Source organism: Actinoplanes sp. NPDC049599 (assembly GCF_044465625.1).
Classification (GTDB): Bacteria; Actinomycetota; Actinomycetes; order Mycobacteriales; family Micromonosporaceae; genus Actinoplanes.
Window position 1 is genome coordinate 244223 of sequence record NZ_JBITLX010000009.1, and the last position, 21520, is coordinate 265742.

17 protein-coding genes are annotated in these 21520 nt (G+C 71.0%); 12 read left to right on the forward strand and 5 right to left on the reverse strand.

From position 1 onward, the window contains the following. Positions 1-31: 31 nt before the first annotated feature. The gene (locus ACIBQZ_RS19275; protein ID WP_396090058.1) at positions 32-622 is read left to right on the forward strand and encodes a dihydrofolate reductase family protein; all 591 of its coding nucleotides are present in this window, start codon (positions 32-34) and stop codon (positions 620-622) included. Here the strand turns inward: ACIBQZ_RS19275 and ACIBQZ_RS19280 are convergent. Continuing rightward, a complete protein-coding gene (locus ACIBQZ_RS19280) occupies positions 603-1421 on the reverse strand; it encodes a TrmH family RNA methyltransferase (protein ID WP_396090059.1) in 819 nt (272 codons plus the stop codon). The genes ACIBQZ_RS19275 and ACIBQZ_RS19280 overlap by 20 nt on opposite strands. A gap of 49 nt (positions 1422-1470) precedes the next feature. Here ACIBQZ_RS19280 and ACIBQZ_RS19285 point away from each other — a divergent pair, with 49 nt between their 5' ends. The 3 genes from ACIBQZ_RS19285 (at position 1471) to ACIBQZ_RS19295 (ending at position 6248) form a co-directional block, all read left to right on the forward strand. Continuing rightward, positions 1471-2013: a GNAT family N-acetyltransferase gene (locus ACIBQZ_RS19285; protein ID WP_396090060.1), complete on the forward strand. Its 543-nt coding sequence runs from the start codon at positions 1471-1473 to the stop codon at positions 2011-2013. 10 nt (positions 2014-2023) lie between these two features. Next, complete coding sequence (locus ACIBQZ_RS19290; RefSeq protein ID WP_396090061.1) at positions 2024-3154, forward strand: MalY/PatB family protein; 1131 nt, start codon at positions 2024-2026, stop codon at positions 3152-3154. 1783 nt (positions 3155-4937) lie between these two features. Further along, positions 4938-6248: a globin gene (locus ACIBQZ_RS19295; RefSeq protein ID WP_396090062.1), complete on the forward strand. Its 1311-nt coding sequence runs from the start codon at positions 4938-4940 to the stop codon at positions 6246-6248. Between the two features lie 4 nt (positions 6249-6252). On the opposite strand, the gene ACIBQZ_RS19300 is transcribed toward ACIBQZ_RS19295, so the two are convergent. Then, positions 6253-7557, reverse strand: a complete 1305-nt coding sequence (locus ACIBQZ_RS19300; RefSeq protein WP_396090102.1) for a hypothetical protein — start codon at positions 7555-7557, stop codon at positions 6253-6255. An 84-nt stretch (positions 7558-7641) separates the two neighbouring features. Here ACIBQZ_RS19300 and murD point away from each other — a divergent pair, with 84 nt between their 5' ends. The 8 genes from murD to ACIBQZ_RS19340 all read left to right on the forward strand — a co-directional run bounded on the left by murD (position 7642) and on the right by ACIBQZ_RS19340 (position 16982). Continuing rightward, the gene (murD, locus tag ACIBQZ_RS19305; RefSeq protein ID WP_396090063.1) at positions 7642-8994 is read left to right on the forward strand and encodes a UDP-N-acetylmuramoyl-L-alanine--D-glutamate ligase; all 1353 of its coding nucleotides are present in this window, start codon (positions 7642-7644) and stop codon (positions 8992-8994) included. Between the two features lie 306 nt (positions 8995-9300). After that, positions 9301-10275, forward strand: a complete 975-nt coding sequence (locus ACIBQZ_RS19310) for a MurR/RpiR family transcriptional regulator (RefSeq protein ID WP_396090064.1) — start codon at positions 9301-9303, stop codon at positions 10273-10275. Positions 10276-10325: 50 nt separating this feature from the next. Further along, positions 10326-11633 (forward strand): extracellular solute-binding protein, encoded by a 1308-nt coding sequence (locus ACIBQZ_RS19315; protein ID WP_396090065.1) that lies wholly within the window; start codon positions 10326-10328, stop codon positions 11631-11633. Between the two features lie 79 nt (positions 11634-11712). Then, complete coding sequence (locus ACIBQZ_RS19320) at positions 11713-12699, forward strand: carbohydrate ABC transporter permease (RefSeq protein ID WP_396090066.1); 987 nt, start codon at positions 11713-11715, stop codon at positions 12697-12699. Beyond that, positions 12699-13598 carry a carbohydrate ABC transporter permease gene (locus ACIBQZ_RS19325; RefSeq protein ID WP_396090067.1) on the forward strand — a complete coding sequence of 300 codons (900 nt, stop codon included), beginning with the start codon at positions 12699-12701 and terminating at the stop codon, positions 13596-13598. Before ACIBQZ_RS19320 ends, ACIBQZ_RS19325 begins: the two co-directional genes overlap by 1 nt. A 34-nt stretch (positions 13599-13632) precedes the next feature. Then, on the forward strand, positions 13633-15069 hold the full coding sequence (gene ngcE, locus ACIBQZ_RS19330) for an N-acetylglucosamine/diacetylchitobiose ABC transporter substrate-binding protein (protein WP_396090068.1): 1437 nt from the start codon (positions 13633-13635) through the stop codon (positions 15067-15069). A gap of 46 nt (positions 15070-15115) precedes the next feature. Beyond that, a complete protein-coding gene (locus ACIBQZ_RS19335) occupies positions 15116-16027 on the forward strand; it encodes a carbohydrate ABC transporter permease (RefSeq protein WP_396090069.1) in 912 nt (303 codons plus the stop codon). 31 nt (positions 16028-16058) lie between these two features. Continuing rightward, positions 16059-16982, forward strand: coding sequence for a carbohydrate ABC transporter permease (locus tag ACIBQZ_RS19340; RefSeq protein WP_396090070.1), 924 nt, complete (start codon positions 16059-16061; stop codon positions 16980-16982). Between the two features lie 340 nt (positions 16983-17322). Here the strand turns inward: ACIBQZ_RS19340 and ACIBQZ_RS19345 are convergent, their stop codons facing one another. The 3 genes from ACIBQZ_RS19345 to ACIBQZ_RS19355 form a co-directional block, all read right to left on the reverse strand. Then, positions 17323-17607, reverse strand: coding sequence for a hypothetical protein (locus tag ACIBQZ_RS19345; RefSeq protein ID WP_396090071.1), 285 nt, complete (start codon positions 17605-17607; stop codon positions 17323-17325). 415 nt (positions 17608-18022) lie between these two features. Then, on the reverse strand, positions 18023-19261 hold the full coding sequence (locus tag ACIBQZ_RS19350) for an MFS transporter (protein ID WP_396090072.1): 1239 nt from the start codon (positions 19259-19261) through the stop codon (positions 18023-18025). Next, a complete protein-coding gene (locus tag ACIBQZ_RS19355; protein WP_396090073.1) occupies positions 19258-21519 on the reverse strand; it encodes a glycoside hydrolase family 3 C-terminal domain-containing protein in 2262 nt (753 codons plus the stop codon). The genes ACIBQZ_RS19350 and ACIBQZ_RS19355 overlap by 4 nt, the downstream gene beginning before the upstream one ends. Between the last annotated feature and the right edge of the window lies 1 nt (position 21520).

Genomic DNA, 21520 nt, shown 5'->3' on the forward strand with positions numbered 1-21520 from the left:
GGCTCATCAGCACTGCGAGCCGGAGGTGCGCATGGGCAAGGTGGCCGCGGACATCTCGGTGTCCCTCGACGGGTTCGTCACCGGGCCCGACCCCGATCAGGAGCACGGCCTGGGCCACGGCGGCGAGGGCCTGCACACCTGGGCCTTCAGCACAGACCCGGTCGACCGGGAGGTGCTGGCCTCGGCCACCGGCGGGACCGGCGCGGTCGTCATGGGCCGCCGCCTGTTCGACATCGTCGACGGCCCGCACGGCTGGAGCGAAGAGGTCGGCTACGGCGCCGGCCTCGCGGCCGAGCCACCGGTGCTGGTGGTCACCCGCAACCCACCCGCCACGGTCCGGCTCGCCGACCGGTTCACCTTCGTGGTCGACGGCGTGCGCAGCGCCGTCGACAAGGCCAGGTCGATGGCCGAGGACCGCGACGTGGTGGTGATGGGCGGCGCGCAGATCATCCGCGGCGCGCTCGAGGCCGGCCTGGTCGACGAGCTGCGCCTGCACCTGTCACCCGTGCTGCTCGGCGGCGGCACGCCCCTGTTCGCCGGCGGCGTCACCCCGCGCACGCTGCGCCAGCTGCACGTCCGGGTGTCCGCGCACGCCACCCACCTCACCTACCGGGTCGACTGACCGCGGCGCGGCTCAGCTCCCAGAAGGCGATGGCCGCCGCGGTGGCGACGTTCAGCGAGTCCACGTTGTTGTGCATGGGGATGGCCACCCGCACGTCACTGGCCCGCAGCGCCTCCGGGGTGAGGCCCGGGCCCTCGGCGCCGAGCAGCAGGGCGGGGCGCTCGCGCTGGGCGGCGGTCAGGTGCTGCAGGGCGACGGCGTCGGGCGCCGGGGTCATCGCGAGCAGCGTGAAGCCGGCGGCGCGGATCGCGGCCAGGGTCTGCGGCCAGTCCTCGGTCTTGGCGTACGGGATGGCGAAGACCTCACCCATGCTGACCCGCACGGCCCGGCGGTAGAGCGGGTCCGCGCAGGTGGGGGAGAGGACAACGGCGTCGATGCCGAGCGCGGCAGCGCTCCGGAACAGCGCGCCGAGGTTGGTGTGCGTGTTCAGTCCCTCTAGGACGGCCAGCCGGCGGGCGCCGGCGAGGAGCTCGTCCAGCGGCGTCAGCGGGCGCCGATGGAACGACGCGAGGATGCCCCGGTGGACGTGGAAGCCGGTGATCGACTCCAGCACGGGCGGCGTCGCGGTGTACAGCGGCGTGTCGGCGGGCAGGCCGCTGAGCTGGTCGACGCGCTTCTCGTCGACCAGGGCGGAGCGCAGCCGGTAGCCGGCCCGCAGGGCGCGGTGGATGACGAGCTCACCCTCGGCGATGAAGAGCCCGTTGGGCGGCTCCCACTTGGTCCGCAGCTCAAGGTCGGTGAGCGCGCGGTAGTCGGCGATCCGCGGGTCGTGGGCGTCGGTGATGCTCAGTGCTGGCACAAGGGGCATTCTGCCTACCGGCCACCCGGTGTGAAACTCTGTGGTGGATATGACGACTGCCGAGTTGCGTACCGACCGGCTGCTGCTGCGGCAGTGGCGCGACGACGACATCATGCCGTGGGCCACGATGAACGCCGATCCGGCGGTCCGCGAGTTCTTCCCGCAGATCATGACGTACGAGCAGAGCGCCGGCTCGGTCGCGGCGTTCCGCACCGAGCTGGCCGCCCGCGGCTGGGGCTGGTGGGCGCTCGAGGTGGCCGCGACCGGCGAGTTCGTCGGCTTCGCCGGCCTCGACCCGGTCGACGAGGAGATGCCGTTCGGCGGCGTCGAGGTGGGCTGGCGGCTGGCCCGCCCGGCGTGGGGCCACGGGTACGCCACCGAGGCCGGGCACGCCTGCCTCGACTTCGGCTTCGACGTGCTGGGCCTGGGCGAGATCGTGGCGATCACGGCGGCGGGCAACGACCGGTCCCGGGCGGTGATGCACCGGCTGGGCATGACGTACGACCCGGCCGACGACTTCGAGGACCCGACGATCGAGGGCCCGCTGCGCCACTCGGTGCTGTACCGCAGCAGGCCGTCTCCGACGGCGTGAGGATGGGTTGATGTTCACCGATTCGCTGGAGACCCTCCGCCGGCGCCGCAGCGCGAAGTGGCGCACGTACCCCGCCGACGTCCTGCCGATGGGCGTCGCCGAGATGGACTGCTCCCTGGCCCCGCCGATCACGGCCGCCCTGCGGGCGGCAGTCGACGCCGCCGACACCGGCTATTCCGCGGCGCAGCCGGATCTGGGCGAGGCGTTCGCCGGGTTCGCGGCCCGGCGCTGGGGATGGCCGGTGGACCCGGCCGCGGTCACCGCGGTCACCGACGTCGGCGTCGGCGTGGTCGAGCTGCTGCGGATGCTCACCCGCCCGGGGGACGCCGTGATGATCAGCCCGCCGGTCTACCCGCCGTTCTTCGACTGGGCTCCGGAGGCCGGCGCCCAGCTCCGCGAGGTGCCGCTCACCGCCGAGCACCGCCTGGACCTGCCCGCCCTGGAGGCGGCCTTCGCCGCCCGGCCCGCGGTCTACGTGCTCTGCAACCCGCAGAACCCGGTCGGCCGCGTGCACACCCACGACGAGCTGGCGGCGCTGGTCCGGCTGGCCCACCTGTACGGCGTGACGATCGTCAGCGACGAGATCCACGCCCCGCTGGTCCTGCCCGGCGCCCGGTTCACGCCGCTGCTGTCGGTGCCCGGCGCGGCCCGGGTCGCGGTGAGCGTGGTCTCGGCCAGCAAGGCCTTCAACCTGGCCGGCCTCAAGTGCGCGGCGATCGTGACCGCCGACCCCCGGATGGCCGCGCTGGTCGACCGCTTCCCCCGCGACGTCCGCTGGCGCACCGGCCACCTCGGCGTGCTGGCTACGGTGGCGGCGTACACCGAGGGCGACGACTGGCTGGACGCCCTGCTCACCGAGCTGGCGGTCCGCCGCGCCGAGCTGGGCGAGCAGCTGCGCACCCGCCTGCCCAAGCTCGGCTGGCAGCCGCCGGAGGCGACGTACCTGGCCTGGCTGGACTGCCGGGCGCTGGGCGAGGACAACGAACCCCGCGAGCTGTTCCTGTCCCAGGCCCGGGTGGGACTGGAACCGGGCACCCGCTTCGGCGCACGCGGCGCGGGCTACGTTCGCCTGAACTTCGGCACCAGCGCGGATATCCTCAACGAGGCGACCGCCCGGATGGCGAGCGCCACCGGCAGGTAGCGGCGGCGGCCCGCACGCGGCGGCAGTACGGTTGTACTGTTCGCGTCGTCCTGCCGTCGGGGGTGCACAGGTGTCGTCCGGTCCCGGTTCCGACCCCCACATGCTGGCCCTGCTGCGAGCGATCAGGCTCCGGCTGGCGGCCCCGGAAGCGGCTGCGGCGGGCGAGGCCGACACGGCAGCCGCGCTGGGCGGCCCGGCGGCGGAGGAAAAGACGTCACGGAAGCCGGCAGGTGAACCGGTCCACCCCGACTGGATGATGCATCCGGAGTGGCCGGCGGCGGGGGCGAGGCCGCAGAACGGCGCCCCGGCTACCGACCGGCTGGCACCGGACAGCCCACCGCCGACGGCCGCCCGCCCGCCGTTCGCGGATCGGCAGGCCGAGCTGCCCTCAAGCGCCGAATTCTCGTCTTCGGCGGAGCTGTCATCGAGCGCCGAGTTCTCGTCTTCGGCGGAGGTGTCATCGAGCGCCGAGTTCTCGTCTTCGGCGGACCGGTCCGCAGGCGCCGAGTTCTCGTCTTCGGCGGACCTGTCCGCAGGCGCCGAGTTCTTGTCGTCGGCGGAGCTGTCATCGAGTGCGGAGTTCTCGTCTTCGGCGGAGTCGTCTCTGGCTGCCGGGTTCTCCCCGGCGGCAGAGCTGTCCTCGAGTGCCGGGTTCTTCCCGGCCGCGGAACTGGCCTCGGCTGCCGGGTTCTCTTCGGCTGCTGGGGCGCCGTTGCCGCCGGGTGCGCATCCGTCCGGCAACGATCTCGCGGGTGGGCCGCCGCGAGCCGATCGCCAGGCTGCGGACGCCGAGGCCAGGAACGACGGCCGGACCCTCCGCGCGGGTGTCGGGCCGGTGCCGGGGGGATCTCGACCCCCTTACCAACCGCCCTCTTCGCCCCGGAATGTCCCCTCGCCGCCGGCGTCCGTGCCCGACGCTGCTCCCGGCTCCCCGCCCGGCTCGGGCTCGGTGCCGAGCGGAGCGCCCCTTCCCGGTTCCGCTCCGGGCGCCGCGCCCCTTCCCGGTTCCGGGTCCGCTCCGGGCGCCGCGCCCCTTCCGGGCCCCGGCCCGGTTCCCGGCACCGGAGCCCAGCCGGGTTCGGTTCCCGGCGTCGCGCCTGTGCCGGGTTCGGTTCCCGGCGTCGCGCCTGTGCCGGGTTCGGTTCCCGGCGCTGCGCCTCTGCCAGGTTCGGTTCCTGGCACCCCGCCCCCTCCGGGCCCCGGCCCGGTTCCGGGCACCGTGCCCGCTCCGGGCCCCGGCCCGGTTCCGGGCACCGTGCCCGCTCCGGGCCCCGGCCCGGTTCCGGGCACCGTGCCCGCTCCGGGCCCCGGCCCGGTTCCCAGCGCCGTCCCCGGCACCGGAACCCTGCCGGGGTCGCTTCCCGGCGTCGCGCCTGTGCCGGGTCCGGTTCCCGGCGCCGCGTCTCTTCCAGGTTCGGCTCCCGGTGGCGCGCCGCGCCCCGGCTCTGGCCTGATTCCCGGCGGCACCGCCCCCGCCGGCCTGGTGCCCGGAGGCACAGCCCCAGGAGCGCTCGTCCCCGCCGAACCCGGCAACACGCCGATCCCGCCCGGCCCGCAAGGACCACCGACCGGCCAGGGACCGACCGGCCAGCCCTCCACCGGCCAGGGACCGACCGGCCAGCCCTCCACCGGCCAGGGACCGACCGGCCATGCACCCGGCACGTCGCTCGTTCCCGCGTCCCCGCCCGGCACGCTCGTCGCCCGCCCCGGCGGCGTGGTTCCCCGGCCCGGTGCCACTCCCGCCTACCCGCCCGGCGCCGGTCCCTGGGCCGGTGGCGTGCCCATGCCCCCGGTTTTCGGCTCCTCCACCGAGCCGATCAGCGGCATCCCCGGCCTCGGTGGCCCCCGTCCGCCCGGCCCGCAATGGCCCGGCGACCCGGTGCAGGCTCCCAATCCCTTTGCCGCCGTGCGGATGCCCGGGCTGGTTCCGCCCGTCAGCGCCCGTCCCGTTCAGCCCGCCGACGGGATGGATCCCGCTGACGAGGTTGCCCTGCGTGATCTGGTTCGGCTGATCGGTAGCAGTCTGTCGCTGGCCGGTGGTCCGGCGGAGGTCGCCGGGCGGTTGCGGGCCGCGCTTGCGCAGGCTCAGCCCGCCCTGTTCGCTCAGTTGCCCGGCAGTCCCGCCGTTCAGGCCGATCAGCTCGCCGAGGCGCTGACCTGGCTGGTGCAGCACCTGGACCAGCCGCCCGCGCTGGTCACCGCCTGTGGGCGGCTCGGTGCCGCGCTTGCCGAGTGTGGGGTGCTGCCGCAGCAGCTTCAGCTTGCCGGGGCCGCGCTTGCCGAGGCGATGCGGGCCGGGATGGCCGCCAACGGGTGGCGGCAGGATTTTGATCAGGCTTGGCGGTCGACGTGGCAGCACGCGTACGAGTGGATCGTGCACGGGATGACCACCGCCGCGTATCAGCCGGTGTTCTGGACCGCGGTGGTGGTCGGGCACGAGCGGCGTCGGGATGATCTTGCGGTGTTGTGGCTGCGTCCGTATTTGCCCATGCCTTTCCGGCCCGGGCAGTTTGCTCGGATCGAGGTGGACGAGCAGCCGGGGGTGTGGCGGCCGTACTCGTTGACGGGGGCGCCGTGGCGGGACAACGTCGTCGAGCTGCATGTGCGGGCCAAGAGTCACAGCGGGGTCAGCGGCACGCTGGTCTATCAGACCGCCGTCGGTGACCGGGTGCGGATCGCGCGCGCCGAGGGGGAGATGGGCCTGCCCGAGTCCGGGCGGGACCTGCTGATGATCGCCGGGGACACCGGTGTCGTGCCGCTCAAGGCGCTGCTGACCGAGCTGGCGGCGACCGGGGATCCGCGCTCGGCGGTGCTCTTCTGGGGCGTCCGCAACCTCAGCGAGCTGTACGACATCGACGCCATCACCGAGATCGCCCACGCCTGCCGCCGGGCCACGGTGGTCCCGGTGATCTCCGAGGGCGAGGCCGGCCCGTACGCCTCGGGCCTGGTCACCGATGCCGTCGCCGCGTACGGGGAATGGTCCGGCCATGAGGTCTACCTGGCCGGACCGCCGCTGATGCTGGCCGCCACGAGCCTCGCGCTCCAGGAGCTCGGGGTCGCAGCGGAGCGCATCCACCACGACCCGCCGGGCTGAGACCTCAGGCGAGCGCGGCCGCGAGGATCTTGGCGTAGGCCGGCGGCACGAAGGTCGGCCCGCCCGGGGTCAGCACCTCGTCCCGCGACGCCGCCGCCCAGGCCGAGGCCGGTACGGCCGCCCGCAACGCCGCCACCACCGGCGCGTCCCGCCACTGCGGGTCGTCGCCCAGCAGCGTCAAGGCGACCAGCGACTCCTCGACCTCGCCCACGCACTCGAACGGCTTGTGCGCGTCGATCCCCAGCAGCTCCAGGTAGCCCGGCACCTGCGCGGGGTCGGCGAACAGGTCGCGCCCGAAGATCCGGGTCAGCCGGGCGCGGGACATCGACGGCGCCATGGCCAGCGCCACGAACCGGCACTTCGGGCAGTCGCCGCACCAGCGCGCCGTCGGGTCGTGCAGCTTGAACGCCTTGTTGCAGCTCGTCACCACGTCGTCGTACGCGTCGTACCGGGCGAACAGCTGCGCGATGTGCAGCTCCGACAGCGACCGCAGCAGCGAGAAGTACGGCTCGGTCAGCCCGGTGTGCGCGGTGACCGCGGCCCGCAGCAGCCCCTCCGCGGCCACCCCCTTGGACCACTGGTGGTTGATCTCGTGACCGTTCCAGATCAGATTGGGGTCGGACGCCGAGCGTTCGTTCGACATCACCACCGGGCCCAGGTCGTGCAGCGCCGCCGTCGCGATCGCGATCAGTGAGTTGATCGCCGTCACCGGGATGTGGCCGTTGAGTGCGCCGGCCTTGTTCAGCGCGAACAGGCGCGGGTCCAGCTTGCGGCGGGCGGCCAGGGCGGGCAGCCCGGACGCGGTGTTGACGTTGACGATCACCGGGTTGGGGTTGACCGAGAACGGCACCGGGTCGAGCCCGGCGGCCCGGAGGATCTCCAGCGTGACGATGGAGTCCTTGCCGCCGCCGACAGCCGACAACGGCCGCCTGTCCGAATTGTCCACAGGGGAAGCTGGGGAGACAGCGGAAGCCGGCGAGGAGACCGACAGGGCGAGCACGTGCGGCAGCTTGTTGATGTACGCGTACTCCCCGAGGCCGTGGGTGTAGACCGCGGTGAAGAAAGAAGCGACCGCAGCCGGCACCGCGACCGGCGCCTCGATCCGCGGCGGCGCGCCGACCTTGTAGTAGCTCACGCCGGCGACGACGTGCAGCAGCTCGAGCACCTTGAAGAAGTGCGCGGGCGGCGCGGACGGGCCGAGCGGGAAGGTGATGGTCTCGGTGAACTCCAGCGGTGCCGGGCCGTCGAGCAGGTAGTCGAACTCCGCGACCCCCGTCGCCGGATCGAACCTGTATGCGGGGAACCGCATGACCTCGTACTGCGCACGCACCCGGAAGCTCCCGTCGTAGGACCAGCGAGCCATACTAGTGCGACTCGACCGAGGGAGACGATTGTGCGCCTGGCAGACCTGCGCGGACGTTCCGTAGCCGTCTGGGGGACCGGCCGCGAGGGCCGGGCCGCCGTCACCGCCGTCGCCGCGCACGGTCCCTCGCGCCTGATCGCGGTGGACGACAGCGCCAACTTCCTGTCCGTGCCCTGGGAGGGTGAGCTGGCCGCGCTGGCGCCGCTGGCCGGCGGCGACCACGCCCAGGCCGCGCTGGTGGCCGCCGACGTGGTGGTGCGCTCGCCGGGCGTGCCGCAGACCCACCCGTGGATGGCCGGCCTGCGCGCCCGCGGGGTCATCGTGACCGGCGGCAGCGCGCTCTGGATGGCCGATCACGCCGCCCGCACCATCGGGGTCACCGGCAGCAAGGGCAAGAGCACCACGTCCGCGCTGATCAGCCACCTGCTGGCCGCGGTGGGCCGGCCCAACGTCTTCGGCGGCAACATCGGGGTGCCGCTGCTCGACCTGCCGCCGGCCGAGCAGTACGTCCTCGAGCTCTCCAGCTACCAGTGCAGCGACCTGACCGACTCGCCCCGGGTCGCGGTCGTGACCTCGCTGTTCCCCGAGCACCTGGACGCGCACGGCGGCGAGCGGGAGTACTACCGCGACAAGCTCAACCTGCTGGCGCACGGCCCCGAGCTGATCGTGATCAACGGCGCCGACGACCGGCTGGTCAGCGAGACCGTGACGGTCAAGGACGCGAACGGCTTCGCCGCGATCCCGGCGGCCGGCGGCGACTCGCGGTTCCGGATCGAGGACGACGGGCAGGTGTACTGCAGCGACGAGGCCCTGTTCCCGCGGGACACGCTGCGGCTGCGCGGCCGGCACAACGGGCGCAACCTCTGCGTCGCCCTGGCGGTGCTCGACGGCATGGGCATCGACGTCGTGGGCCAGCGGGAGGTGCTGCGGGCGGCTGCGGCGTCCTTCGAGGGGCTGCCGCACCGGCTGGCCGAGATCGAGGACCCGTCCGGCCTGACGTTCGTCGACGACACGCTGTCGACCAGCCCGTACTCGGCGATGCACGCGATCGACGCGTACGAGGGAAGGCCCTTGACCGTGCTGGTCGGCGGCACCGACCGGGGGTTGGACTACGCCCCGCTGCGCGAGCACCTGCGGGACAAGGAGATCACCGTGATTGGCCTGCCGGACAGCGGGCCGCGCATTCTCGCGGAGCTGGCCGGCCTGAGCGGCGTGCGCACGGAGGCGGCGGAAGATCTTCCTTCGGCGGTACGCCTGGCGCGCAAGCTCACGCCGCCCGGGGGAGTGGTGCTGCTGTCCCCGGCGGCGCCCAGTTACGGCCGGTTCCGCAACTTCGAGCACCGCTCCGAGGTCTTCGCCGAGGCGGTGCGCGCCACCGCTTAACCGGTTCTGGGCAGAATTATTGCCAGAGCCCTCCCCGTTACGAAACGCCCTCGTGGATCACGAGGGCGTTTCGCGTTCCCCCGATCGGGTGCCCGTTAGTGACCCAAAAAGACGATGAGCAAAACGGTCTAAACGGGTGCATGTGATGGCTGTCACGTCGTAACGGCTATTTGGGTATTGACGGACGTCGACCGACCCGTACGCAAGGTAACGGTTTGAAAACTTCACCCACGGTCTTGACATGGGGGGTCAGAAAGTAAGAACTTTTACCGCGACAGTTAACACTCCTTCCTGAGAGGGCGGCCCATGGTCGAGCCAGACGTAGACGGCACCGCAGCGACCGCGGTCGTCGACTCGCTGGTGCGCGATCACACCCCGCCGCCGTCCATGAGCAACAACTCGGACGGGGTGCTGGTGCGGGTGCGCACCCTGCTCCCCGAGTTCACCGGCGCCCTGCAGCGGGTGGCCGAGCAGGTCCTCACCGACCCGGCCGCGGCCTCCCGGGCCACCATCGTCGAGCTGGCCGAGCGCAGCGGCACCTCGCCGGCCACCGTCACCCGGTTCTGCCGGGCGCTCGGCTTCGACGGCTACGCCGACCTGCGGCTGGGCATCGCGGCGGAGACCGGCCGGGCCCGCGCGTCCGGCTGGACCGTGGACATCGGCCGCGAGATCCAGCCCAGCGACCCGCTGGAGCGGGTGCTCGGCCAGATCATGGCCGCCGACACCCGGGCCATGCACGACACCGCCTCGCTGCTGGACCTGGCCGAGGTGGAGCGGGCCGCGGTGGCCATCGCCGCCGCGCCGCGGGTCAACATCTTCGGCGCCAGCGGCAGCGCGCTGGTCGGCGAGGAGATGCAGTTCAGCCTGCACCGCATCGGGGTGGCCGCCTGGGCCTGGACCGACGTGCACAACGGGCTGGCCAGCGCGGCGCTCTCCCGGGCCGGCGACGTCGCCCTCGGCATCTCGCACAGCGGCGAGACCGGCGAGACCATAGAGCTGCTCGCCGAGGCCAGCAGCCGGGGCGCCACCACCATCGCGCTGACCAGCTTCCCGCGCTCGCCGCTGGCGGAGCTGGCCGACATCGTGCTGCTCACCGCCACCCAGGCCACGACCTTCCGGCCGGACGCGCTCTCCGCGCGGCACCCGCAGCTGGTCGTCCTCGATCTGCTCTACGTAGCCGTCGCCCAGCGGACCCACGAACGTTCGCACGCGGCATTCCAACGCACCGCCCAAGCCGTCCACGGTCACAAAGCCGTCAAGGACGGGAGCTCGGCCCCATGAACAAGAGATCCCCTCTCGCCACATATCTCGTCTCGTCCCGGAGGAATAGCGTGAAGCGCAAAATCGCGGTAGCGGCGTCCCTCGCCGCGACCCTGCTGGCAGCCGCCGCGTGCGGCTCCAGCAGTGACAGCAGCGACACCCCCAATGCCGCCGCATCCGTCAACGGCGCCGGCAAGACCATCAAGGTCTGGCTGATGGTCGACGCCCAGTCCGGCTGGCCGGAGGTCGTCAAGCAGGCCAACGACCGCTTCACCGCGGCGACCGGCGCCCAGGTGCAGGTCGACTACCAGCAGTGGACCGACCACCTGGCCAAGCTGGACACCACGCTGGCCGGCAACGACGTGCCCGACGTGGTCGAGCTGGGCAACACCGAGATGCCGAAGTACGTCTTCGCCGGCGCCTTCGCCCCGCTCGACAAGGGCCAGTTCGAGAACTCGGCGCAGTGGCTGACCGGCCTCTCCGCCCCGTGTGAGCTCGACGGCAAGACCTACTGCGTGCCGTACTACGCCGGTGCCCGGGTGCTGATCTACCGCACCGACCTGTTCAAGGCGGCCGGCCTGGAAGCGCCGAAGAGCTACGACGAGCTGATCAGCGCGGCCAAGACGCTGAAGGAGAAGAACGGCAAGGACAAGCAGTTCTCCGCCTTCTACATGCCGGGCAAGTACTGGTACGCCGCGATGGCGTGGGTCAAGGGCAACGGCGGCGAGATCGCCAAGAAGGACGGCGACAAGTGGGTCGGCGCGCTCTCCGAGCCGGGCGCCCAGGCCGGCCTGACCAAGTGGGCCGAGCTGGCCAAGACCTACTCCAGCGGTGACCCGACCAAGGACGAGAACGACCAGGACGCGGTCTACGCGCAGGGCAAGTCCGCCATGCTCTACGGCAACGGCTGGGAGGCCGGCGCGGTCCAGGAGCAGCCGAAGGACCCCAACAACCCCGCCTCGGCGAAGGTCAAGACCAAGGTGAACGGCAAGGTCGCCACCGCGCCGCTGCCCGAGATCCCGTCCTTCCTGGGCGGTTCGGACGTCGCCGTGACGGCGAAGAGCCCGAACGCCGACCTGGCCGCCAAGTGGGCGCAGATCTTCACCGACGCCAAGTCGCAGGAGGGCCTGATCGCCAAGGGCGTGCTGCCCAACGCGACCTCCCTGCTGGACAAGGCCGCCGCGGTCAAGGGCAACGAGGCGACCGCGCAGGCCGCCAAGGAGACCTGGTTCGTGCCGATGGCGCCGAAGTGGTCCGACGTCGAGTCGGCCAACGTGCTGCAGAACATGCTGGCCAGCATCGCCACCGGTAAGGCCACCGTGCCGGACGCGGCGAAGGAAGCCGACGCGAAGATCAACGAGATCCTCAACGCCAGCTGACGGTGATCGTGCCGCCCGCTGAAGGGCGGGCGGCACGACCCCCGGCACCGCACTCCTGAAGCAGAGAGGTAAGGGACCGATGTCCGTCGTCGACTCCCCGTCCGCCCCGCCGGCCCAGCAGCCGCCGGCACCGGCTGAGCCGGCCGGGCGCGTCCGGAGCAAACGTCGTTCGGCCACGAGTGGCGGCTTCGCCCCCCTCGCGCTCACGCTGCCCGCGCTGCTGCTGCTCGCCGGCCTGCTCGGCTATCCGCTGGTACGGATGGTCGTGCTGTCGTTCCAGAGCCTCGGGCTGCGCCAGCTGTTCGGCAATCTGGCGCCGGACAACGTCGGGTTCGCCAACTACGTCAAGATCTTCACGGACTCGACCTTCTACCAGGTCGTCGCCCGTACGGTCGGTTTCACCGTGGTCTCCGTGCTGCTGACCGTGGCGCTCGGGCTGGCGGTCGCGCTGCTGATGCGCCGGGTCGCGCCCAGCGTCCGGATCGCGATGATCATCGCGATGATGTTCGTCTGGGCGATGCCGCAGCTGGTCGCCACCCAGACGTTCCGGTGGCTGGTCGACTCCGACTTCGGTGTCCTCAACTACCTCATCGATCTGCTGCCCGGCGTCGACTTCGCCAACCACAGCTGGTTCGCCGACCCGATCCAGGGCTGGACCGTGATCACCGCGATCGTGGTCTGGGCCGGCATCCCGTTCATCGCGATCACCCTGAACGCGGGGCTGACCCAGGTGCCCAAGGAACTGCTGGAGGCGGCCACCGTCGACGGCGCGAACGGCTGGCAGACCCTGCGCAAGGTCACCCTGCCGATCCTCAAGCCGCTGCTGGTCATCGTCACCACGCTCTCGGTGATCTGGAACTTCGGCCTGTTCACCCAGGTCTACGTGGTCCGCAACGGCCGGCCCGAGGACGACTACCAGGTGCTCGCGACCTGGGCGTACAGCACGGCGTTCAAGAACAACAACTACGGGCTGGGCTCGGCCATCGCGGTGGTCACCGTGATCCTGCTGCTCGGCGTGATGGCGTTCTACATGCGGCAGATGTTCAAGATCGGAGACGTGGACTGATGGTCGCCACCGCACCGCAGACCGCCGTACGCAAGCGGCGCCGCAAGCCCGTCGAGTCGGACACGCCCACGGTCGGCCGCAGCACCGCCGGCACGATCGCCGCCAACACCGTCGGCGTGCTGTTCGCGATCGTGATGTTCTTCCCGGTCTACTGGATCATCAACACCGCGTTCAAGCCGGCCCCGGAGATCCTGCAGTTCAAGCCGACGTTCTTCCCAGACAGCTTCACGTTGGACAACTTCAAGTCGGCCTTCAACGCGCCGTTCTTCCAGCAGAACCTGCTCAACGGCGTGCTCATCACCTGCGGCGCCGTGGTCGGTGCGCTGCTGGTGGGCTTCCTGGCCGCGCTGGCCATCGCCCGGTTCCAGTTCTACGGCCGCAAGGCGATCATCCTCGTCGTCCTGTCGGTGCAGATGGTGCCGTTCGTGGCGATCCTGATCCCGCTCTTCCTGATGCTGCAGAAGGTCGATCTGACCAACAGCCTGCTGGGCATCACGCTGGTCTACATCGTGCTGATCCTGCCGTACACGGTCTGGACCCTGCGCGGCTTCATCCAGGCGATCCCGCGTGAACTCGACGAGGCCGCCTCGATCGACGGGGCCAGCCGGTTCCAGGTCTTCTGGAAGATCATTCTGCCGCTGACCGGCCCCGGCCTGGTGGCCACCTCGGTGTACGGCTTCATCCAGGCCTGGAACGAGTTCATCATCATCAACACGCTGAACGACCAGGCGAATCAGAACCTGATGGCCTGGCTGTTGCAGAACCAGACGAGCCGCGGGACCTTCTGGGGCCCGCTCATGGCAGGGTCGATCCTGACCGCCCTCCCGGTGGTCATCTTCTTCCTGATCATCCAGCGCAACATCGCAACCGGCCTGACGGCTGGCGCCGTCAAGGGCTGACCCGGCACCGCATCAACATCTGAGGAGAAAGTGCATGTCTGAGATTTTCAAGCCCGAGGTCGACCGCCGGACGCTGCTGCGCCGCGCGGCCGCCGTCGGCCTGCTGGCCACCCCCGCCGTCACGATGCTGAGCGCCTGCGTGGGCAGCGGCGGCGACGACAAGGACGCCGCCGCGGACAAGCCCGCCGGCACCGTCTCGGCGACCAACCCGCTGGGCATCAAGGAGGACGAGCCGCTGGAGATCATCATCTTCAACGGTGGCCTCGGCACCAAGTACGCGACCGACGTGCACGTCCCGTCGTACAACAAGCTGTTCCCGAACTCCAAGGTCACCTTCAGTCAGGCCGAGGAGATCGCGACCGTGGTGCAGCCGCGGTTCACCGGGGGCACCCCGCCGGACATGATCAACAACTCCGGCTCGAAGCTGATGGACCAGGGCGCCCTCGTCCAGGCCGGCCAGGTCCAGGACCTGACCGAGCTGTTCGCGGCCCCGTCGCTGGACATCGCCGGCAAGACGGTCAAGGACACCCTGATCCCCGGCACGGTCGAGCAGGGCACGTTCAACGGCAAGCCGTACGTGCTGAACTACGCGTTCACCGTGTTCGGCCTCTGGTACTCGGGCAAGCTGTTCAAGGACAACGGCTGGACCGCGCCGACCACCTGGGCGGACTTCACCGCGCTGCTCGACAAGATGAAGGCCAAGGGCATCACGCCGTTCGGCTACGCGGGTGCGAACGCGCCGTACTACATGTACACCGCGCTGCTCACCAGCGCCGCCAAGATCGGTGGCGCCGACATCCTCAAGAACATCGACAACCTCGAGGACGGCGCCTGGACCACCGACGCCGTCAAGCAGGCCGCCACCGCGTGGGCCGAGGTCGGCGCCAAGTACTCCAACAAGGCGTTCCTGGGTCTCAAGCACACCGAGATCCAGCTCCAGCACGACCAGTACAAGGTCGGCGTCTACCCGTGCGGCTCCTGGCTGGAGAACGAGCAGGCCAAGGACACCCCGGCCGGCTTCGACTACCAGATCATGCCGATCCCGAGCGTCACCGCCGCCGACAAGCTGCCCGTCACCGCGCTCTACGCCGCGGCCGGCGAGCAGTACTTCGTCGCCAGCAAGGGCAAGAACCCCAAGGGCGGCATGGAGTACCTGCGGCACATGCTGAGCAAGGCCGGCGCGATCGGCTTCACCCAGCTCACCAAGACGCTGACCGTGGTCGCGGGCGCGACCGACGGCATGGAGATCAGCGCCGGCCTGACCTCGGGCAACAAGGCGCTGGGCGCGGCGGGCGCGGACACCTTCAGCTTCCGCTTCGACACCTGGTACAAGAAGCTGGACGACGAGCTGCGCGCCGCCACCAACGAGCTGATGTACCAGGGTGGCACCCCCGACAAGTTCGTCACCCGGATGCAGAAGGCCGCCGACGCGATCAAGAAGGACTCCTCGATCGAGAAGTTCACCCGCTGATCATTCGCTGACGAGTATCCGCGACCACGAACGGAGCAAGAGAACCATGAAGCACGGCAGGTACCCGTTCATCATTGGCTTCCTGATCGTGCCGGTGGCCATCTACGGCACGTTCGTGGTTGCGGCATACCTCCAGGCGTTCCAGCTGTCCTTCACCAACTGGCGGGGCTTCTCGCCGGACGTGGAGTACATCGGCTTCGACAACTTCGTGAAGCTGTTCCACGACACCACCTTCTGGAAGGCGATCCAGCACCACGCCCTGCTGCTGGTCTTCCTGCCGCTGTTCACGATCATCCTGGCGCTGTTCTTCGCGTTCCTGCTGAACGTCGGCGGGGGCAGCAAGGGCGGCCGTACCCGGGGGGTCTGGGGTTCGAAGTTCTACCGGGTGGTCTTCTTCTTCCCGCAGCTGCTGGCCCTGGCGCTGGTGGCGGTCATCTTCGCCCGGGTCTACTCACCCGACGACAGCGGCCTGATCAACGGCCTGCTGAACCAGCTCGGCAGCGGCCCGGTGCTGTTCCTGGCCGACAAGAACCTCGCGCTCTGGTCGATCCTGGCCGTGCTGGTCTGGCAGGCCGTCGGCTTCTACGTCGTGCTCTTCTCGGCCGGCATGGGCTCCATCCCGACGGAGATCTACGAGGCCGCGGCGCTGGACGGCGCCACCCGCGGCACCCTGTTCTTCAAGGTGACGCTGCCGCTGCTGTGGAACACCCTGCAGGTCGCCTGGGTCTACCTCGGCATCGCCGCCTTCGACGCGTTCGCCCTGGTCAACGTCATGTCGGTGGACCGCGGCGGCCCAGACGGCGCGACCACGGTGCTGGGCCTGGAGATCTTCCGCAACATGCAGGACTACGCACAGTTCGGCTATGCCTCGGCCATGGGCGTCGTGCTGTTCTTCCTGACCATCACCTTCGCCGCGCTGACCCTGCGGGTCACCCGGCGCGACGTGATCGAGCTGTGAGCCGGACCGGGAGCCTACGATGACAAACCTGATGCGTTCCGACAGCCCGACCACCCCGCCCGGCTCGGCGCGGTACCCCGGCTCACGCCACTCCCCGGCCGCAGGCCGGGACAAGCGCGAGATCAAGCTGTTCAGCAGCTTCGCGCACGTCGCCCTGGCGGTCTGGGGCCTGCTGGTCATCGCCCCGCTGATCTGGGTGGTGCTGGCCTCGTTCAAGAGCAACACCGAGATCTTCACGGCCGCGCCGTTCAGCCTGCCCAGCCAGATCTCCTTCGAGTCCTACAAGACCGCGTGGTCCGAGGCGCACATCGGGCGCTACTTCCTCAACAGCGTCTTCGTGGTCGCCGTCAGCACCACCGGCACCATGGTCTTCGGCTCGATGGCGGCCTACGTGCTGGCCCGGTACAAGTTCGTCGGCAACCGCTTCATCTACTACCTGTTCGTGTCGGGTCTGGCATTCCCGGTCTTCATGGCGATCGTCCCGCTGTTCCTGATCCTGCAGAACCTCAACCTGCTGAACACCTACACCGGCCTGATCCTGGTCTACATCGCCTACTCGCTGCCGTTCACGGTCTTCTTCATGACGGCGTTCTTCAAGACCCTGCCGAACCAGATCGCCGAGGCCGCGATCGTCGACGGCGCCTCGCACACCCGGCTGTTCTTCCAGGTCATGCTGCCGATGGCGCGGTCCGGCCTGGTCAGCATCACGATCTTCAACATCGTCGGCCAGTGGAACCAGTACCTGCTGCCGGTGGCGATCATGCAGGGCCAGGGCGCGGACCAGAAGTGGGTGCTCACCCAGGGCATCGCGAACATCTCGGTCTCGGCGGGCTACCAGGCCAACTGGGCCGCGCTGTTCGCGGCCCTCACGCTCTCGATCCTCCCGATGATCATCGTGTACGCGTTCTTCCAGCGCCAGATCCAGTCGGGCCTGACCGCAGGCGCCACCAAGTAACTCCGCACGAACACCGGGCGGCGCCGTTCCACGGGGGAGCGGCGCCGCCCGGGCGTTCGCGCCGCTCAGCCCCGCCGCCCGAGGAGTTGAGTCTCCTGCACGGCTGGTTCGCCGCAGCCAGGCCGGGCAACGGCCGCAGCCGGGCAACCCGTCGTTCCGCAGACGCATCGACGGACAGGCCCCTGCCGCGGATCGGGGTGGACCAGGCTCCTGTCCCGTGGGCGCAGGCGACGGACAACTCCCTGCGCCGCCGCGGCCGAGCCGCCGGTCAGGACCTGCCAGCCCGGTATGCGGACCGCCAGCGCGCCGATCATTGCGTGGGCGTTGCGGGGTGCCTTCCTCACCGCTTGCGACGGTTCTTGCCTGCTCGCCTTTCCGCGCCGCCGGCGGCGGTTGCCTGCTGCAATCGGCGATCATGTAGCAATGTGGTGAGCTCCGAGTCTTTTGCACGGCTGGTGTGATGATCGATCGCCATCCCCCGGACGGGCGACACGCTTCTGCCGCGCCGAAACGGCCGCGCCAAGCATTGCCGTAGGTCCAGGGTCAGGTTGGCGACGTCCTCGCCGATCGCGCCTGCCACCGCCGAACCCGCAGCACTGGCCCACATATTGAGCAGGATTCTCACATCGCAGGAATCCTAAGGGAACAAAGGGCGTAAAAGTCACGAAGCGGGCAGCGAATTGTCGATCTTGTGGACTTGAGGTTCGGAGCTCACACCAATTCAACAAGATCGAAATCTTGCGCGTCGGTGGCGGTCGGCGCGCGGCCCACGTCACTCCGGCGGGCTATTGCCATCGCCCGATACACCAACCACGCAAAAGACTCCACCCACACCACCCCGCCACAAGATCGCCGCAAACGTGCGCCGCGGTGGCTTTTGGGGTGGTTTGGGGCAGGAGGTGTTCAGTGGGTGGGACGGTTGACCGGTATCCGGGACTGGTGCCCGCGTCCAGCATCCGGGAGCGCACCCCCGCAGCCGCGAGCGCACCGGCGCTCCACTCAGGTCCAAGCCTGGACTGGGCGGACGTCGCTGAGCCGAATCAGACGGCAGCTTCGGGGACGGCGAGGTCGTGTTTCGTATCCGGAGCGCGGTTGAGCAGCACCCGGCCCAGCACCAGCGTCCCCACCCCGGCGACCACCACGCTCAGCAGCCCCAACCGCAGGCTGGTCAGGTCGGCGACCAGGCCCACCAGCGGCGGCGACAGCAGAAAGCCGACCCGCAGCAGCCAGCTCACGATGGTCAGGCCCGCGCCGTGCGGCAGCCCCGGCAGTTCGTCCGCGGTGTGCATCGCCGCCGGCACCAGGGTCGCCGTGCCGAGGCCGGCCAGCGCGAAGCCGGCCAGCGCGGTGCCGACCGACGGCCAGGTCAGGGCCAGGCCCATGCCGGCGGCCGCGAGCGCGCCGCCGGCCCGGGTCACCGTGCGCTGGCCGAACCGGTCGACCACCCGGTCGCCCAGCAGGCGGCCCACCGTCATGGCGACCTGGAGGGCGACGAACGCCAGGCCGGCGGTGGCGGCCCCGGCGCTGAGGTAGTCGGTGAGGAAGAGCGCGCCCCACGAGGCGCCGGCGTCCTCGACCAGCGCCCCGAAGGCCGCGAGGGCGCCGAGCGCGGCGAGCATCCGTACCGCCGGCCAGGTGAAGGATCGCCGGGCCGGGACCGGCCCGGTCTCCGTCGGCGCGGCGCGCTCGGCGTCCTCCGCGCCCGGCAGCATGAACCGGTACGCGATCAGCGCGACCGCGCTGAACACCGCCCCGGCCACCGCCAGGTGCACGCCCAGCGACACCCGCAGGCCCGCCGCGGCCGAGCCCATCAGGCCGCCGAGCACCGCGCCGACGCTCCACAGGCCGTGGAACGAGTTGACGATCGAGCGGCCGTAGAGGCGTTGGACCCGCAGTCCGTGTGCGTTCTGCGCGACGTCGACGATGGCGTCCGCGCCGCCGGCCACCAGCAGCACCAGGGCCAGCAGCCACCAGTTCGGCACCGCCGCGACCAGCAGGAACGCGGCCGCGATCAGCGCGATGCCGATGGCGCCGGTGCGTGACGAGCGGAACCGGCGGATCGCCGCGGAGGCGAACAGCCCGCCGGTCAGCGCGCCCAGCGGTCCCGCGGCCACGGCTGTGCCGAACAGGGTGTTGCTGAGGTCCAGGGCCTCCTTGATCTCCGGATAGCGGGGGACCACGTTCGAGAAGAGCGCGCCGTTGGTGAGGAACAGGGCGGCGACCGCGACCCGGGCCCGGCGGGCCTGTTCGGTGGGCCCGGCGTCGACGGCCGCGGTCACCGGGCGGCGGAGAAGCGCTGCACCGCGGCTTCGACGTCGGGCTCGGTGACCGGGAAGCCGGGGAAGCGGGACAGCCGGACCAGCGGGATCGCGCGCATCATCTGGCCGTTGGTCGGGTCGGACAGCATGGCGGTGAACATGCCCTCGCCCAGCTGCTCGCGCAGCCAGGGGCCGGCGTCCGGGTGCGCCAGCCAGGCGTCGACGTCCGACTCGGCGGTCAGCGGCGTCAGGTAGCCCTGGCCGGCCAGCGTGATCGTGCCGGTGAGCCGGATGTCTCGGGAGGACGCGCCGACCCGCAGCCCGAACTCGCCGCCCTCGACGACCCAGCCCCGGGCGGTGGTGTGCCAGAACGCGAAGGCCCGGGCGTCCAGGGTCAGCGTCACCGAGCCGCTCTCGCCCGGCGCGAGCGTGACCTGCCCGAACGCGCGCAGCTCCTGCTCGGGCCGGTAGACGGTGGCCTGCGGGTCGGTGACGTAGAGCTGGACCGTCTCGCGGCCGGCGCGGGTGCCGGTGTTGACGACCGTGACGGTGACGTCGACCAGCGGCTGGTCGCCGTCGGCGCGGATCGCGGTGGTCAGGTCGGTGTAGTCGAAGGTGGTGTAGGACAGGCCGTGGCCGAACGGGTACGCCACGTCGAGGCGGTGCGCGTCGTACCAGCGGTAGCCGATCAGCAGGCCCTCGCCGTACCGGACGTGGCCGAGCTCGCCGGGGAACGCGCCGATCGCCGGGTTGTCCGCGAAGCGGACCGGGACGGTCTCGGCGAGCCGGCCCACCGGGTCGGCGGCGCCGAGCAGCAGGTCGGCGGTCGCGGCGCCGCCGGCCTGGCCGAGCAGCCAGCCCTCCAGCACCGCCTGCGCCCGGTCCTGCCAGGGCGCGACCGTGACGACCGAGCCGTTGGAGAGCACGACCACGACGCGCGGGTTGACGTCCGCGACGGCGTGCAGCAGCTCGATCTGGTGTGCCGGCAGGTCCATGTGCGCGCGGTCGTAGCCCTCCGACTCGTACGACGGCGGCAGGCCCAGGAAGACCACGGCGACCTCGGCGTCCGTGGCGGTCCGGACCGCCTCGGCGACCAGCTCCGGGTCGGCGGCGGCGGATTCGATCACGAAGCCGGGCGCGAAGGTGACCTCGCGCCGGCCGTCCAGCGCCGTCCGCAGGGCGTCCAGCGCGGACTCCACCCGGGTCGGGTTGACCTGCGAGGAGCCGGCGCCCTGGAAGCGTGGCGAGCGGGCGAACTCACCGATCACCGCGACCGGGCCACCGGCCTGGGGGTCCAGCGGAAGGATGCCGCCGTCGTTCTTGAGCAGGACGGCGCTGGCGGTGGCGGCCTCGCGGGCCAGCGCGTGGTGCGCGTCGGCGTCGAAGGTCTGCCCGGGCGCGAGCGCCGGCTGGGCCCGGTCGACCAGCGTCAGCACCCGGGTCACCGCCCGGTCCACGTCGGCCTCGCTGAGCGTGCCGGCCTTGACCGCGTCCAGGATGACCCGGGTGCCGGCGCCGCCGGAGGAGGGCATCTCCAGGTCCAGGCCTGCCGCCACCCCGGCGTCGCGGCGGTTGACCGCACCCCAGTCGGAGACGACCAGGCCGGTGAAGCCCCATTCGTCGCGCAGCACCTGGGTGAGCAGCCAGGGGTCCTCGCTCGCGTAGACACCGTTGATCTTGTTGTACGCGCACATCACCGTCCACGGCTGGGCCCCGGTGACGACCCGCTCGAAGGCCGGCAGGTAGATCTCCCGCAGGGTCCGCTCGTCGACGTCGGCGGAGACCGTCATCCGCTCGGTCTCCTGGTTGTTGGCGGCGAAGTGCTTGAGCGAGGCGCCCACCCCGGTGCTCTGGATCCCGTTGACCAGCGCCACCCCCAGCTCGCCGGCGAGCAGCGGGTCCTCGGAGAAGTACTCGAAGTTGCGCCCGCACAGCGGCGAGCGCTTCATGTTGACGCCCGGGCCGAGCAGCACGGCGACCTCCTCGGCGCGGCACTCGAGGCCGAGCGCCTCGCCGATCCGGCCCAGTAGGCCCGGGTCCCAGGTGGAGGCGAGACCGGCGGCGGGCGGGAAGCAAGTGGCCGGGACGCTGTCGTTGAGCCCGACGTGGTCCGACTCGCCGGCCTGCTTGCGCAGGCCGTGCGGCCCGTCGGTGACCATGATGCCGGGGATGCCGAGGCGCTCGACCGGCTGCGTACGCCAGAAGTCGGCACCGTCCAGGAGCGCGGCCTTCTCCTCGAGGGTGAGGGCGGCGAGCAGCGCGGGAATGTCGAGTCTCATC